Raw genomic sequence first — 14,984 nt, 5'->3', positions numbered from 1 at the left:
ACGGCCGACGACGTTGCCGGCCTGGTTGCCTACCTCGCCTCCGATGCGGCCGCCAAGGTGACCGGACAGGCGATCGGCGTGGGCGGCGACCGGCTGCAGCTGTGGTCCCACCCGGAGGCCGTGGCCACCGAGTTCCTGGACGGCGGCTGGACCTACGAAGCCCTGAGCGAGCGCTTCGAGGACCTGTTCGGCGGCCGGCTGCAGAGCGTGGGCGAGGAATTCCCCGAACTGCCGGCCGAACTGCAGCCCGAGCCGGCGGCGAAGTAGCCATGGCACCCACCCGCTACGAACTGGGCCTGGACGTGGCCTCGCTGACCGCGATCGATATGCATGTGCATATCGAGATCGACGGCCACGGGCACGTCTCGCTGCCGCAGGTACTGATGGACGCCTCGAGCAAGTACTTCAAGGCCGAGGAGCGCACTCCCTCGCTGGACGCGATCGCGGCAACCTATCGGGAGCTCAACATGGCGGCCGTGGTGTTCACCGTGGACGCCCGGACCCGGCTGAAGCACCAGCCGAACAGCATCGAGGACATTGCCGAGGGTGCGGCCCGGAACAACGACGTGCTGATCCCCTTCGGCTCGGTCGATCCGCTCACCGGTGCCGAAGCGATCGACCGGGCCAAACAGCTGGTTGAGGACTACGGGGTGCGCGGGTTCAAGTTCCACCCGAGCCTGCAGGGCTTTAACCCGTCCGACGAGCGCTTCTACCCCCTGTGGGAGGCGCTGCAGTCGCTCGGCCTGCCTGCCGTCTTCCACACCGGGCAGAACGGCATGGGCGCCGGCACGCCCGGGGGATCCGGGATCAAGCTGGGTTACTCCAACCCGCTGCTGCTGGACGAGATCGCCGCGGACTTCCCGCAGTTCCAGATCATCATGGCGCACCCGTCGGTGCCGTGGCAGGACGAGGCCAACTCGATCGCCACGCACAAGTCGAACGTGTTTATCGACCTTTCCGGCTGGTCGCCCAAGTACTTCCCGGAGTCACTGGTGAAGCTGTCCAACTCGGTGCTGCAGGACAAGGTGCTCTTCGGCACCGACTACCCGCTGATCACCCCGCAGAAGTGGCTGGGTGCCTTCGCGGACCTGCCGTTGAAGGACGAGGTGCGTCCGAAGATCCTCAAGGACAACGCCGTGCGTCTGCTGGGGCTGGATGGGCCGCAGCGATGAGCGCCGTTGCCGAAGAAAGGGCCGGGGCCATGGCCGAGCAGTTCTATCCGTCCGACCAATACGGCTACGCCACCCTGCTGACCGATGCCGAGCGCAGCGTACTGGCCCGGCTGCGCGCGGTGCTTGAGGAGCAGGTCCACCCGCTCCTGGCCGACTACTGGGAACAGGGCGAGTTTCCGTACCAGATTGCCCAGCCGCTCTACGACCTGGACCTGATGGCTCCGGCGGAGCTGACCGAGGGCGGCGCCAAGCCGTCCGGGCTGTACGAGGGTTTCCGCAACTTCGAGCTCGCCCGCACTGACGCGTCGGTTGCCACCTTCTACAACGCGCAATCCGGGCTGTTCCGCACAGCGGTTAACTTGGGCGGCAGCGCCGAGCAGTCGGCCGAGCTGGACCCGAAGATCCGCAGCTTTGAATTCAAGGGCGTCTTCGCGCTGACCGAACCGGAGCACGGATCGGACATTGCCGGCGGGCTGGAAACCAGCGCCCGGCGCGACGGCGACGAGTGGATCATCGACGGCGCCAAGCGCTGGATCGGCGGTGCCGTTACCGCGAACGTGCTGGCCATCTTCGCCCGCGACCAGGCCGACGGCCAGGTCAAGTGCTTCCTGGTGCCGACCGATGCCCCCGGCGTCGAGCTTTCCAAAATCCTGCGCAAGACCTCGCTGCGGATGATGCAGAACGCGGACATCAAGCTGGCCGGCGTGCGCGTCCCGGACTCGGCCCGGCTGCAGAATGTGAACTCGTTCGCGGACGTGGCCGCGCTATTGCGGAACATGCGCTCGGATGTTGCGTGGATCGCCACCGGCCTTCAAGCCGGCGCCTACGAGGCCGCGCTGCGCTACGTCAAGGAACGGAAGCAGTTCGGCAAGCCGCTGGCCGGCTTCCAGCTGATCCAGGAGAAGCTCGCCACCATGCTCGGGAACGTCACGGCGTCGCTCGGCATGGCGGTGCGGCTGACCCAGCAGCAGGAGGAAGGCATCTACAAGGACGAGAATTCCGCCTTGGCCAAGATGTTCTGCAGCGCCCGGATGCGCGAAACCGTCGCCCTGGCGCGCGAGGTCGTCGGAGGCAATGGCATCACCTTGGACACCGACGTCGCGCGCTTCCACGCCGACGCAGAGGCCGTCTATTCCTACGAGGGCACGCACGAGATCAACGCCCTGATCGTCGGCCGGGCCATTACCGGCACCGGTGCATTCCGCTAGAGCACATCAGCAACCCATTCCCCAAGGAGCAATCATGAGCAACACCGTCGTCAACTTCGAGGATCTGCCCGGCCTGGTCGGCAAGGACCTCGGCTACACCGACTACCGCGAGGTCACCCAGGACCAAATCAACACCTTCGCGAACGCCACCGACGACCACCAGTGGATCCACACCGACGTGGAGAAGGCCAAGGAAGGCCCCTTCGGCGCGCCGATCGCCCACGGCTTCCTGACCTTGTCCCTGATCATTCCGCTGTGGAGCGAATTGTTCGACGTCGAAGGCGTCAAGACCAAGGTCAACTACGGGCTGGACCGGGTGCGCTTCACGAATCCGGTCAAGGCCGGCTCCAAGGTCCGCATGCACTCCACCATCGCCGAGGTCACCGAGGTCAAGGGCGGGGTGCAGATCAAGACCAACAACACCATCGAGATCGAGGGCGAGGAGCGGCCTGCGGTCATCGCCGAGTTCCTAGCGCGCTTCTACGTCTGATCCGCCTCTGCGGCCTGACTGAACCGACCCCGGCCACAAAGCCGGGGTCGGTGCGGGGCACAATCCGGCTAGAACTATTGATTTATTCAACTATTGCATCTACGTTGTATCTAACTGTGTTGCTAGTCACAGTCAGCTCCCGAGGGTCGGGAGGCGGCACCACGGAACCAAGGAGCAATTCATGAAGAAGCACTTGGCCAAATTGTTGGCCGGCGGCGCGATTGCCGCGATGGCATTGACCGGTTGTGGATCCGGCTCTCCATCCGGATCCAGCGGCGCACCGGCTGCGGAGTCCGGCGCGGCGGACAGCGGGCTGACCAAGATCACCGTGGGGGTGCTGCCGATCGCACCGTCCGGCGCCGTGCAGTACGGCATCGACGAAGGCATCTTTGAGAAGCACGGGCTCGACGTCGAGCTCCAGACCGGTCAGGGCGGTGCGGCAATGCTGCCGGCCGTTTCCACCGGCACGATGAACTTCGCCGTGGGCAACCCGCTGTCGGTGATGACCGCGGTGGACAAGGGCCTGGATATGAAGATTGTCTCGGGCTACAGCAATTCCCGGGCCGAAGGCGAGGACAACAACGCCGTGATCGTCAAGGCCGACTCGGGGATCGAGAGCTTCGCCGATTTGGCAGGCAAGACCACTGCCGTCAACACCCTCAAGACTCAGGGCGACCTGACCATCATGGAGTCGGCCGCGAAGGACGGGGCCGATCCGTCCAAGCTGAAGTTCAGTGAGATGCCCTTCCCGGACATGGAAGCCCAGCTGGAACGCGGCAACGTGGACGCCATCTGGGTTCCGGAGCCGTTCCAGTCCAAGGCGCTCGCCAACGACGACTACAAGCTGCTGGGCTACCCGAACCAGAAGACCCTGCCGGGACTGCCCACCATGGTGACCTTCACCAGCGGCAGCTACGCGGAGCAGAACCCTGAGATCGTGGCGGACTTCAAGGCCGCCGTGACCGAAACCCTGAAGGACGCCGAGGCCAACAACGACGGCGTGCGCGCTGTCCTGCCGGACTTCATGGGCATGCCGGAAGAGGTAGCCAAGAACCTCAAGATGGAGGTGTTCGACGGCGAGGTGCGCACCCACGTGCTCAGCGACATGGGTGAACTGATGCTCAAGTACAAGTACGTGGACAACCAGCCGGATGTGCCGGCCATGATCGTGAAGTAGTCGATCCAGCATTGAGCAGGGGCGGTTCCCGGTATGCCGGGGGCCGCCCCTGCGGCGTGTGGCGCCGGGGCGGCAAGGACAGGTCCGGGGCGCCCTTGGAAGTATTAGCGGCATTTATCGGGGTTGGTCAGCCCATACTGTGGCCCGCCGGACAGCCGCTGCCTAGACTCCCAAGAAACGCTGAACCACACGAGGGAGTGCATCATGAAGCGACTTGTCAGCATGGTCTGTGCCGTCGCCGTCGCGGCAACCCTGGCGGCATGCGGCGGCGGGTCGCCGTCCGGAGAGTCGCCGGCAACCAACGGCGGCGGTGCTTCGCCGGCGGAGGGGCTGACCGCGGTGAAGGTGGGTGCGATTCCGATCGGCGACGTGGCCCCCCTCCACCTCGGCAAGGCCAAGGGGTTCTTCGAAGAGGAGGGACTCGACCTGACCATCGAGAACACCACCGGCGGCGCCGTCTCTGTTCCGGGTGTGGTGAGCGGCAGCTTCGACTTCGCGTTCGGCAACACCGTCTCGCTGATGGTGGCGCGCGACCAGGGACTGGACCTGAAGTACGTGGTTAACGGAACCCGTGCCTCTAACCAGGACGACGTCGACTTTGCCGGCGTGGTGGTGGCCAAAGATTCGGACATCCAATCGGCCACCGATCTGGAAGGCAAGACGGTCTCCTCCAACAACCTGGCCAACATCGGCGACACCACGGTCCGGACGGCCGTGGACAAGGCCGGTGGCGACGGCTCCAGCCTGAAGTTCGTGGAAGTGGCCTTCCCCGACGCGCTGGCCGCCGTGGAGAACGGCCAGGTGGATGCCGCGCTCATCTTAGAGCCGTTCCTGACCTCCGCGATCAAGAGCGGGGCGCGGGTAGTTTCCTGGCCGTACCGTGAAACCCACCCGAATTTGGACATCGGCGGCTACTTCACCTCCGCGGACAAGATCAAGCAGGATCCGGAATTGGTGGAGAAGTTCACCGCGGCAATGACCAAGTCGATGAACTACGCCCAGGAGAACCCGGACGAGGTCCGGAAGATCATCGGGACCTACACCAAGACCGACCCGGCGCTGCTGGAAGAGATCGTGCTGCCGCGCTTCGACCCGAAATTCGACCGCGACGCCGCCCAGACGCTCGCCGACGCCGTGCTGAAGTACGGCACCGTCGACAACACGGTGGATCTGGACGCGCTGCTGCCGTCAGAAAGCCAGTGATGCCGGTAGTAGCGGAAGCTGCTGGCTGCACCGGCCTGCCGGGGGCAAGGCGGCTGTGTCGTCCGAGCCACACAGCACCCACCGCGGCCGTGGCGCACCGTTGATAACAATCCGGATGCCTCGTTGACGCATACCACTATGGACGTAGATACTGTGAGTGAGCTGGGGCACATCCGTGCATTGGAAGATTGATGGGAGAGGGAACCCGTGAAGAAAATCAGGGCAGCAGTGGCACTGGCGGCGGTGCTGGCGTTGACGGCGTGCGGTGGTGGAAGCCCGTCGGGCGGCGGCGGGGAATCAGCTCCCGCGGGCGGCGGCGAAACGGCCGGCGGAATGACGAAAATCAACGTGGGTGTCATCCCGATCGTGGACGTAGCACCGATCTACCTGGGTAAGGAGGAGGGCTTCTTCGAAGAGGAGGGGCTGGACCTGGAACTGACCCTGGCGCAGGGCGGTGCGGCCATCATCCCGGCCATCACCAGCGGCCAGATGGACTTCGGCTTCAGCAACGTCACCTCGCTGGTCATCGCCCGGTCCAAGGGGCTGGACATGAAGATGGTTGCCAACGGTGTGGCCACCACGGGCAATCGGGATAAAGACTTCGCCGCCGTCATGGTGAAGCCGGACAGTGGCATCAAGGACATCCCCGACCTCGTGGGCAAGCGGATCGGTGTCAACACGCTGAATAACATCAGCGATTCCACGATCCGGGAGGCTGTCGAGCAGTCCGGCGGCGATTCGTCCGACCTGAAGTTCGTGGAAATGCCTTTCCCGGACATGCCGGCGGCCTTGGCGAACGGCCAGGTGGACGCGATTGCCGCGGTCGAGCCGTTCGCGACCATTGTGGCAGGCGACGGCGCCGTGCCGGTCTTCTCCAACTACGCATACCCGATCAAGGACCTGACCGTGGCGGCCTACTTCACCTCCGACAAGAACGTGCAGGAGAAGCCGGAAGTCACCGAATCGTTTGTCCGTGCCATGAAGAAGTCGCTGGCTTTCGCCGATGAAAATCCCGACAAGGTGCGCGAGATCCTGCCCACCTACACGAAGCTGGAACCGTCGGTCATCGAGAAGCTGACCCTGCCGAAGTTCCCGCAGGAAGTGAACGCCGACTCGATCAAGGAGATCGCGGACATCTCGCTGAAGAACGGGCTGATCGACCAGCTTCCGGACATGGAGGCGCTGCTGCCGCAGCAGTAGGACGAGCGCCAAGCGCCGGTGATGCCCCTTCCCTGTCGGAAGGGGCATCATTGGTCTCTAGGGCTGCTCGCGCCACCAATGGGATGGTGTTCTCAACTATTGACTTTTTCAACTAAAACGCATTAGGTTGGGTGGGTGCCGTTGTGATGCGCTTCACGGCGGCTCCGCTGGGTAGCCCGGGCGCCGGGTACGTCGAAAGGGTTTAAACGATGCAGAATCAGGGGCTCGGTGCCTGGATCCACAAGCGCCGCATGAAGTCCGCGGCCAAGACCGCGATCATCAGCACCGCGGGCGAGATGAGCTACGGCGAATTTGCCGAGCGCGTCGACCGGCTGGCCAATGCGCTGGCGGACCGCGGCATCGCCCAGGGCGACCGGGTGGCCTACCTGGGCGAGAACCACCCGGCCTTTTTGGAGACTTTCTTTGCCTGCGGCACCCTGGGCGCTATTTTCGTTCCGTTGAACACCCGCTTGGCTCCGCCCGAAGTCCAGTTCGCCCTGCAGGACTCCGGCAGCCGCATCCTCATCCATGCCCGCACCTTGGAGTCGCTGGCCGTGCGCGGCAGCGCCCTGCTGGGCATCAGCCACCGGATCGTCGTCGAGGACGGCCCCGCCGGAAATGGGAACGGTGGCCCCGCGGCGAACGCAACCGAGGCAGGCGGCCAAGACACCGCCGTCGAACTGTTGGAAGAGGTCATTGGATCCGGCAGCGAGGAGCGCCGCGATGTGGCCGTCTCGCTCGATGACCCGGCCATGATCCTCTACACGTCTGGCACCACCGGCCGGCCGAAGGGTGCGCTGCTCACGCACGGCAACATGACCTGGAACAGCATCAACGTGCTGGTGGACTTCGACATGGCCAGCACCGACGTCGCGCTGATGATCGCGCCGATGTTCCACGTGGCGTCGCTGGGCATGGGCGTGCTGCCGGCGCTGATCAAGGGGGCCACCGTGGTGCTCGAGCCGAAGTTCGAACCCGGCCGGACCTTGATGCTGATCGAGAAGTACAAGGCCACCAGCATCAGCGGCGTACCGACCACCTATCAGCTGCTGTGCGAGCACCCCGATTGGGACAAGACCGACATCAGTTCGCTCAACAAACTGACCTGCGGCGGCTCCGCGGTGCCGATGCGGGTGCTAGAGGCTTACGAAGCGCGTGGGCTGTCCTTCACCAACGGCTACGGCATGACGGAGACCGCGCCCGGCGCCACCACGCTGGCCGCGGAAAAGTCGCGCCCGAAGGCCGGGTCCGCCGGACTTCCGCACTTCTTCACCGACGTCCGGATTGTCGACCCGATGGGCGACGTGCTGCCGGCGCGCGAAGTGGGCGAGATCCAGATTTCGGGTCCCAACGTGATCCGCGAGTACTGGAACCGGCCCGATGCCACGGCCGAAAGCTATGCCGACGGCGCCTGGTTCAAGTCCGGCGACATGGGCTACCTGGACGAGGACGGCTTCCTGTTCATTTCCGACCGGCTCAAGGACATGATCATTTCCGGCGGCGAGAACATCTACCCGGCCGAAGTGGAGCAGGTCATCCTGGAGTTGGAAGCGGTCAGCAGCGCGGCCGTGATCGGCGTTCCGGACCCGAAGTGGGGCGAAGTCCCGCGCGCGGTGGTGACCGTCCGCGAAGGCTTTTCGGTGACAGCCGAGGACATCCAGCAGCATCTGGACGGCCGGCTGGCCCGCTACAAGATCCCCAAGTCCGTGGTGATCGTGGAGGACCTGCCGCGGACGGCCAGCGGCAAGATCCGCAAGGCCGACCTGCGCAAGGAATACTCCAACTAACACCTCGGCCGGGTGCCGGGCCCGTTCCGTTCTGCGACTAACGACGGCGGTGCCCGGCTCCGGATCTTCCGGAGCCGGGGCCGGGCTACTTCTTGGCCCCGGCCGCCTGCCGAGATCCCGGCCGGTTGGCGTAGAGCTGGTCGATCAGGGCCAGCCCGCGCTGGGCCCAGGCAATCTCCTGCTCGGCCCGGGCCACCAGGCCTTCATACGTGAAGCGCTTGAAGGCCTTAACCCGGTCGCGGTCGGCCTCGGGCGTGCCGGCCAAACGGCGGTTGAGCATTTCGCTGCGGTCCTGGTCGATCTCGCGGATCCGCTGCTCCCATTGCTGGCGCAGGCCCGTGTGGTGTTCAATGTGCGCTCGCATCTGCTGACGCGCTGCTTCGGGCTCGGCCCATTCCAGGTAGGCGGCCTTCAGGTGAGCCGGATCCCGCACCCGGGTGTACTCGAGGGTGGTGTTCATCCAGTCCCGGAACGCCTTCACGCCGGCATCGGTGATGTGGTACCGGCGCTTCTTGCCGCGCTGGCCCCAGGTGACCTCCTCGCCGTCGATCAGGCCCTCTTTCTCCATTCGCCGCAGTTCCGGGTAGATCTGTGAGTCCGGAGCGTGCCAGACGTGCCCTACCGAGGCTTCGAATTCCTTGTAGAGGTCGTAGCCGGTCATGGGCTCAACGCTGAGCAGCGCCAGCAGGGCGTAGCGGAGACTCATTGATCCAACTTTCTTGTCGGCTGTGTTGCCAATCACTATATCCATCGATAGTCTGAGATTCACGCCACTATCTATGTCGATAGTTAGTCGGCGGCCCGGAGGCGGACCGCCATCGGCAAATATAACTGAGCCTGCCCCACTGCGGATGCTGGCTCGCGCTACCGGAAGGAACCCACTGTGACTGCTGCCGTGCAGACCGCCAGCTCCACCACCCTCAAGGTCATGGGCCACCCGTTGAACGCGTGGTATGTGGCGGGTTGGGATCACGAGGTCACCCGCAAGCCGATGGCCCGGCGGATCGCCAACCGACCGCTGGCGCTGTACCGCACTGAGGACGGCAAGGCCGTGGCCCTGGCCGACGCCTGCTGGCACCGGCTGGCTCCGCTCTCCATGGGCAAGACCATGGGCAAGGACGGGATCCAGTGCCCGTACCACGGCATCGTCTACAACTCGGCCGGCAGGTGTGTCTCGATGCCGGCGCAGGAGACCATCAACCCATCGGCCACGGTTCCGTCCTTTCCGGTGGTGGAGCGCCACCGGTACGTCTGGGTATGGCTGGGAGACCCGACGCAGGCCGATCCGGACCTGGTTCCGGACATGCACCAATTGGACTCGCCCGAGTGGGCGGGCGACGGCGAAACCATCCACGCAGACTGCAACTACCAGTTGGTGCTGGACAACCTGATGGACCTGACCCACGAAGAGTTCGTGCACTCGTCGTCCATTGGGCAGGAAGAGCTCAGCGAATCCGACTTCGTGGTTTCCCATGAGGGCAACACCGTCACCGTGACGCGCTGGATGCACAACATCGACGCGCCGCCGTTCTGGCTGAAGAACATGCGGGATAAGTTTCCGGGCTTCGAAGGCAAGGTGGACCGCTGGCAAATCATCACGTTCCAGGCCCCGTCCACCATCTGCATCGACGTCGGCGTGGCCAAGGCCGGCACCGGTGCGCCGGAGGGGGACCGCAGCCAGGGTGTCAATGGTTTTGTGATGAACACGATCTCGCCGGAGACCGAGAGGTCCTGCCACTATTTCTGGGCGTTCATGCGCAACTACCGGTTGGACAGTCAGTTGATCACCACCCAACTGCGGGACGGCGTGCACGGCGTGTTCGGTGAGGACGAGGAGATGCTCAAGGCGCAGCAGCAGGCCATCGACGCCAATCCGGATTACGAGTTCTACAACCTGAACATCGATGCCGGCGGCATGTGGGTGCGCCGGCTGATCGAGCGGATGCTGGTGGCCGAAGGCCGGCTGGCTTCCGCCGTCCAGGCCGGCATCTGAAGGAAGGTGTAGCCCGAGCCATGGCAGCAACAAACGTAGAAGTATGGCAGCACGCCACCGTGGTGGACGTGCAGGACGTGGCGGCCGGCGTACGCCGCATCGTGCTGGAGCCCGCCCTGCCAAAAATCGCAGAACCGGGTTCGCACATCGACCTGAAGGTGCGGATTGGCGGCCAGGAGGACAAGCGCTCCTATTCCGTCGTGGACTCGGCCGACGGCGGACGCCGCCTCGCGCTGAGCGTGCTGAAGGCCCCGGCTTCCCGGGGCGGATCGGAATTCATGCACACGCTGGCCGCCGGGGACACGCTGGAGATCACCCAGCCGCTGCAGAACTTTCCGATGCGGGTCGGGGCCGAGCGGTACATCCTGTTGGCCGGCGGCATCGGCGTGACCGCGATGGTCAACATGGCCCGCGTGCTCAAGGCCGTGAAGGCCGACTACCGGATGGTGTATGCCGGCCGCAGCCGCGAGGCGATGGCCTACCTGGACCGGCTGCGCGAGGAGCACGGGGAGCGGCTGCAGGTCCACGTGGACGATGAAGGAACGTCACTGCAGGTGGGCGAATTGGTAGCCGGCGCGGACATGGACACCGAGCTGTACATGTGCGGACCGATCCGCCTGATGGATGCGGTCCGCCGGGCCTGGACGGAACGCGAACTGCCGGTGGCGAACCTGCGCTACGAGACCTTCGGCAACAGCGGCTGGTACGACCCGGAGGAATTCGTGGTGAGGATCCCTCGGCTGGGCATTGAGGCCACGGTGGGCCAGGGCCGCTCCATGCTCGAAGCCCTCGAAGAGGCCGGCGCGGACATGATGTTCGACTGCCGCAAGGGGGAATGCGGACTCTGCGAAGTCCGCGTCCTGGAACTGGACGGCGCGATCGACCACCGGGATGTCTTCTACAGCGAACGCCAGCAGCATGCAGCGGAAAAGATGTGCTGCTGCGTCTCCCGCGCCGTTACCTCCGGCACCGGCGCGCAAACCGACGCCACGCCCGGCCGAGGCCCGGCCGTCGTCACCATCGACGTGTCCTGACGCGCTCCGCGGGGAAACGTGTCTCCGCGCGCTTCGCTTGGTCGACAACCGGGGCGCTTGCGCCAGCGAGGAGATCCAATTGAATGGCGGCTGGCGGCCGGTTTATATCCAGCGCGGTGCTGGGGGCGTGTCCGGCCTGTTGGAGGTGATGCCGTGGGCGGGCCGGCCGGCGGCCCAGGCGGTGATGTCCGGCAAGGCGCCGGTGACAATCACCGGGTCGGCGGCTGCTGTGTCCCCGAGTTGGGTAAGACCGCCTGAGTCCAGGATTTCCAGGCGAAGGCCTTTGTCGTCGCCGCGGTTGTGCCAGGCTTCGGTGATGTCTCGGAGCAGACGCTCGAGGACGTCGGCGGCCATGTCGCCGAAGCTGGCGCCGTTGTCGAGGTCGACGGCGTGGATCCAGACTTCGCGGGTCCGCCACCACACGGTTTCGGTGGCCGGGACGGTGCGGCCCTGGGCGCTTTTGACCTCGTGCTCCCACGCTTCTTGCGGTGTGTCCCGCCATGCAACGTCGAGGTGGTTGGCGGACTGTTCGTAGAGGTCGCGCAATTCGGTGGGGGAGAGCGTGGCCCCATGGTCGATTTCTTCGTTCCGGGCCTGCCGCGAGGAGTACATCGGCGTTTCCACGCCGGTGTTGGCCCACCCGATCAATCGCGCGATGGCGCGGGCGTTGTAGCCGACGTGGGCGATGACGTGGGCGCGGGTCCAGCCGGGCAGCAGCGAGGGCGCGGCGAGCTCGTCGTCTGAGAGTTCGTTGAGCTTGCGGCCGAAGAAGGCGGTGCCGCGGCGGGCTGTGAGCAGCGCGCTCTGGAGGTCAGGGTCCTGGGTGAGGTCCTGGTGTGCAACCATGATGTCTCCTGCAAATGGGTGGCATGCGGGCCCGCTCGCACGGGCCCGCCTGGCGGTTCGGTTTCACTACTGTCCCGGGAAGGTCCAGTCTCCTTGCCGTCAAGCGTAGCGCTCGGAGGACCACGGGCCCGGGGCAGGAAGCTCCCACAGCTGAGGGCAACGGCGGCACCCAGACGAGCACCGCCGTCGTTGTCAGGTGCTGTGGCTTGCCGCTAGGCGCTGGCCGGTTCCACCGGTTCCAGCTTGCGGTCCAGCGGGTGCTCGATCTCGTCCCTCAGCATGCCGCCGAAGGTGAGCGCCAGCACCGCCAGCAGCGGCAGGGCCAGGCCCACCAGCAGGAAGATCAGCCAGATCGGCACCACTTCGCCCACCGGCCCCGCCAGCGCCATGGACACGGGCATCAGGGCGAGCGAGACGAAGAAGTCCAGGCTGGAAATGCGGCCGAGCAGGGGCGACGGCACCCTGCGCTGCAGCAACGTTCCCCAGATCACCTGGCCCGCGCTGCCCGTGGCACCGACCACGAACAGCGCCACGGCCATCAGCCAAAAGCTGTCGGTGAAGCCAATGGCGGCGATGGGCAGGGCGCCGGCGCCCCAGCACAGCAGCATCACGGTGAGGTAGCGCCTGGGCAGCCGCAAAGACGCGGTCAGCAAGGCCCCCACCGCGCCGCCGATACCGAAGATGCCGAGCAGGAATCCGAAGGTTTTCGAATCCCCGCCCAACTGATCGGCGACGGCGAAAGGCAGCAGCACCTCGATCGGGCCGATGAAAACCAGCACGCTCACGACCGCCCACAGCAGCGTCCACAGCAGCCACGGGGTCTTGACGGTATAGGACACGCCCTCGCGCAGGTCGGCCAGGACGGAGCTGCGCTTGGCAGCGGGCTCGTCCTGGGTGGAGACGGACGCGGCGCTTCCCTGATCCGGAACGAGTTCCTGGCCCAGGAAGTTCAGGATGACGAGCGCGGCCAGATGGCACACCGAAATCCAGCCGATGGCTGCCCCGGGCGAGAAGGAAGCGACGACCGTTCCCGCTACGGCGGGGCCCGCGGCCTGCTGCAGCAGCGGGCGCATGGTGCCTTCCATGCCGTTGGCAGCCAGCAGGTCCTCGGCCGGCAGGATCCTGGGCAGGATGGCCGAGTAAGCGGGGAAGAAGAACGCTGCTCCCACACCCAGCAGGAAAGCGGCCGCGGCCAGGTGCCACAGTTGCAGCAGCCCGGTCATGGCAAGCAGCGTCACGGCGGCGATGGCGACCAGGTTGGCGGCCTCGACGCTGATGATCAGCCGGCGGCGCGGAAGCCGGTCGGCCGCGATGCCGCCAATCAGCACGAAGGCCAGCAGTCCGATGCTGGAGCAGGTGGCGACGAGTGAGAGCTGGATGGGGCCGCCGCCCAGCGCGATGACTTGGTAGACCATGGCCACGGCCCACATGCCCGTGCCGAAAACCGAGATGGCCAGGGCCGAAATGAGGATCCGGTAGTTGCGGTGGGCGAAGGGCCTCAGCGCGCGGGGCGTGGACATGGTGATTCCTGTGAGTTAGAAGGGAAGGCTTCAACAGTATCCGCCCAGTGATTGAGAAAAGCAAACCACTCTTGACCCTCTATATCCGTAGTGGTTTTGCGGCTAGACTCGCTGCAGATCGGTCAGGAGTGACCGGTGCCACATGCGGAAGGATTTGGATCATGGCCGACCCGAAACACGCTGCATCGGACGCTGCCCGTGCGTTGCTCGATGACTTCTCGCTGGAGATGACCGGTAAGGACGTTCCGGCCCTGGAAGATGCGGCCGGCGCGATTCCTCCGGGCACGTTGATCAACGTGACGTTCCTGGGGAACGAGGACCTGCCCATGCGAGTTTCCGCGGCCGCTGCGGTGAAGCGGCACGGATTTGTGCCGGTGCCGCACGTGTCCGCCCGACGGTTGGCGTCACAGGCCGACTTAGAGGATTTCCTGCAGGCCTTGTCCGCCGACGCTTCGCCGGAGGATGTTTTCGTGGTGGGCGGGGACCCGGCCGAACCGATGGGCCCCTTTGCCGACTCGCTGGAGGTCATTCGCAGCGGATTGCTGCCCAAGTACGGCATCCGTCGGGTGGGCATCAGCGGTTATCCGGAGGGCCACCCGGATATTTCCGACGACGTGCTGTGGGAGGCGCTGGAGGGCAAATACGCCGAACTGCAGCAACAGAACCTGGAGTCGGTCATCATCACCCAGTTCGGCTTCGACGCCGACCCGGTGTTCGAGTGGCTGGCAGAGGTCCGCCGCCGCGGGATCAATGCGCCGGTGCGGATCGGCGTGCCGGGACCGGCCGGGGTGAAGCGGTTGCTGAACTATGCCAAGCGCTTCGGTGTGGCCTCCTCGGCCGGGATTGTGCACAAGTACGGGTTTTCACTGACCAACTTGCTGGGGACCGCCGGACCGGACAAGTTCTTGGAAGAATTCGCCGGCCGCTATGACCCGTCCGTCCATGGCACGGTGAAGCTGCACTTCTACACCTTCGGCGGAATGAAGGCCACCGCGGAATGGGTCACGGACTTCCGAGGCGGACGGTAGCGGCGCGCGAACGGAAGCTCGTCGGGGGACGGGGCTCGGCGCCGCGGCGATGGCGGGCTTCCGCGGCTGCGCTGTCCACGTTCAGACGGAATTGTCCATCTTTTAGTGCGCCGTGGCGCCCTGACAAGGAACGATGCTCGAGCAGGTGTTAATACTTGGACAGCGCCGCTCCTTAGCGGCGCTCGCCGGACTTAAGGCCGGATTGGGCCACCCCATGGCCCTGCCCAGATCGGCTGAACGAGCTCCAGAGGGCGTGGTGCGCAGTTCCCGGCCCTGTTGCACGCCGCTGCTCTGTGATTAGGTGAAGATAAGGCGCACGGGCGCCT

The 14,984-nt window shown here is 65.4% G+C and carries 13 protein-coding genes and 1 pseudogene; 11 read left to right on the top strand and 3 right to left on the bottom strand.

Annotated elements, in window-relative coordinates; genetic code table 11:
• From AC5RWT_RS19810 to AC5RWT_RS19775, 8 genes and pseudogenes are all read left to right on the top strand, one after another.
• A pseudogene (locus AC5RWT_RS19810) lies at positions 1-267 on the top strand (dehydrogenase); the annotation flags it as partial.
• Positions 268-269: 2 nt separating this feature from the next.
• Complete coding sequence (locus AC5RWT_RS19805; RefSeq protein ID WP_494081659.1) at positions 270-1,172, top strand: amidohydrolase family protein; 903 nt, start codon at positions 270-272, stop codon at positions 1,170-1,172.
• Entirely contained in the window at positions 1,169-2,380 is a 1,212-nt protein-coding gene (locus AC5RWT_RS19800; RefSeq protein WP_494081658.1) for an acyl-CoA dehydrogenase family protein, read from the top strand. The genes AC5RWT_RS19805 and AC5RWT_RS19800 overlap by 4 nt, the downstream gene beginning before the upstream one ends.
• 34 nt (positions 2,381-2,414) lie before the next feature.
• On the top strand, positions 2,415-2,870 hold the full coding sequence (locus tag AC5RWT_RS19795; protein WP_494081657.1) for a MaoC family dehydratase: 456 nt from the start codon (positions 2,415-2,417) through the stop codon (positions 2,868-2,870).
• A 181-nt stretch (positions 2,871-3,051) separates the two neighbouring features.
• Complete coding sequence (locus AC5RWT_RS19790) at positions 3,052-4,047, top strand: ABC transporter substrate-binding protein (protein WP_494081656.1); 996 nt, start codon at positions 3,052-3,054, stop codon at positions 4,045-4,047.
• 204 nt (positions 4,048-4,251) lie between these two features.
• Entirely contained in the window at positions 4,252-5,250 is a 999-nt protein-coding gene (locus tag AC5RWT_RS19785) for an ABC transporter substrate-binding protein (protein ID WP_494081655.1), read from the top strand.
• A gap of 207 nt (positions 5,251-5,457) precedes the next feature.
• Entirely contained in the window at positions 5,458-6,450 is a 993-nt protein-coding gene (locus AC5RWT_RS19780) for an ABC transporter substrate-binding protein (RefSeq protein WP_494081654.1), read from the top strand.
• Positions 6,451-6,659: 209 nt separating this feature from the next.
• Positions 6,660-8,237 carry an acyl-CoA synthetase gene (locus AC5RWT_RS19775; protein WP_494081653.1) on the top strand — a complete coding sequence of 526 codons (1,578 nt, stop codon included), beginning with the start codon at positions 6,660-6,662 and terminating at the stop codon, positions 8,235-8,237.
• An 85-nt stretch (positions 8,238-8,322) separates the two neighbouring features.
• On the opposite strand, the gene AC5RWT_RS19770 is transcribed toward AC5RWT_RS19775, so the two are convergent.
• Positions 8,323-8,943: a PadR family transcriptional regulator gene (locus AC5RWT_RS19770; RefSeq protein WP_494081652.1), complete on the bottom strand. Its 621-nt coding sequence runs from the start codon at positions 8,941-8,943 to the stop codon at positions 8,323-8,325.
• 222 nt (positions 8,944-9,165) lie between these two features.
• On the opposite strand from AC5RWT_RS19770, the gene AC5RWT_RS19765 reads away from it, so the two are divergent.
• The gene (locus AC5RWT_RS19765) at positions 9,166-10,230 is read left to right on the top strand and encodes an aromatic ring-hydroxylating oxygenase subunit alpha (RefSeq protein WP_494081661.1); all 1,065 of its coding nucleotides are present in this window, start codon (positions 9,166-9,168) and stop codon (positions 10,228-10,230) included.
• A 20-nt stretch (positions 10,231-10,250) separates the two neighbouring features.
• Positions 10,251-11,264, top strand: coding sequence for a PDR/VanB family oxidoreductase (locus AC5RWT_RS19760; protein WP_494081651.1), 1,014 nt, complete (start codon positions 10,251-10,253; stop codon positions 11,262-11,264).
• A 102-nt stretch (positions 11,265-11,366) separates the two neighbouring features.
• On the opposite strand, the gene AC5RWT_RS19755 is transcribed toward AC5RWT_RS19760, so the two are convergent.
• Entirely contained in the window at positions 11,367-12,110 is a 744-nt protein-coding gene (locus tag AC5RWT_RS19755) for a maleylpyruvate isomerase family mycothiol-dependent enzyme (RefSeq protein WP_494043001.1), read from the bottom strand.
• A gap of 212 nt (positions 12,111-12,322) precedes the next feature.
• On the bottom strand, positions 12,323-13,630 hold the full coding sequence (locus tag AC5RWT_RS19750) for an MFS transporter (protein WP_494081650.1): 1,308 nt from the start codon (positions 13,628-13,630) through the stop codon (positions 12,323-12,325).
• Positions 13,631-13,791: 161 nt separating this feature from the next.
• On the opposite strand from AC5RWT_RS19750, the gene AC5RWT_RS19745 reads away from it, so the two are divergent.
• Complete coding sequence (locus tag AC5RWT_RS19745) at positions 13,792-14,658, top strand: methylenetetrahydrofolate reductase (RefSeq protein WP_494081649.1); 867 nt, start codon at positions 13,792-13,794, stop codon at positions 14,656-14,658.
• Positions 14,659-14,984: the final 326 nt, after the last annotated feature.

This window comes from Arthrobacter sp. Dra40 (assembly GCF_059091905.1).
This window is presented reverse-complemented; position numbering and strand designations above follow the sequence as displayed.

Coding starts and splice junctions, on each gene's coding strand:
- AC5RWT_RS19805 (WP_494081659.1), top strand. CDS start 270: ATGGCACCCACCCGCTACGAACTGGGCCTGGACGTGGCCTCGCTGACC.
- AC5RWT_RS19800 (WP_494081658.1), top strand. CDS start 1,169: ATGAGCGCCGTTGCCGAAGAAAGGGCCGGGGCCATGGCCGAGCAGTTC.
- AC5RWT_RS19795 (WP_494081657.1), top strand. CDS start 2,415: ATGAGCAACACCGTCGTCAACTTCGAGGATCTGCCCGGCCTGGTCGGC.
- AC5RWT_RS19790 (WP_494081656.1), top strand. CDS start 3,052: ATGAAGAAGCACTTGGCCAAATTGTTGGCCGGCGGCGCGATTGCCGCG.
- AC5RWT_RS19785 (WP_494081655.1), top strand. CDS start 4,252: ATGAAGCGACTTGTCAGCATGGTCTGTGCCGTCGCCGTCGCGGCAACC.
- AC5RWT_RS19775 (WP_494081653.1), top strand. CDS start 6,660: ATGCAGAATCAGGGGCTCGGTGCCTGGATCCACAAGCGCCGCATGAAG.
- AC5RWT_RS19770 (WP_494081652.1), bottom strand. CDS start 8,943: ATGAGTCTCCGCTACGCCCTGCTGGCGCTGCTCAGCGTTGAGCCCATG.
- AC5RWT_RS19765 (WP_494081661.1), top strand. CDS start 9,166: ATGGGCCACCCGTTGAACGCGTGGTATGTGGCGGGTTGGGATCACGAG.
- AC5RWT_RS19760 (WP_494081651.1), top strand. CDS start 10,251: ATGGCAGCAACAAACGTAGAAGTATGGCAGCACGCCACCGTGGTGGAC.
- AC5RWT_RS19755 (WP_494043001.1), bottom strand. CDS start 12,110: ATGGTTGCACACCAGGACCTCACCCAGGACCCTGACCTCCAGAGCGCG.
- AC5RWT_RS19750 (WP_494081650.1), bottom strand. CDS start 13,630: ATGTCCACGCCCCGCGCGCTGAGGCCCTTCGCCCACCGCAACTACCGG.
- AC5RWT_RS19745 (WP_494081649.1), top strand. CDS start 13,792: ATGGCCGACCCGAAACACGCTGCATCGGACGCTGCCCGTGCGTTGCTC.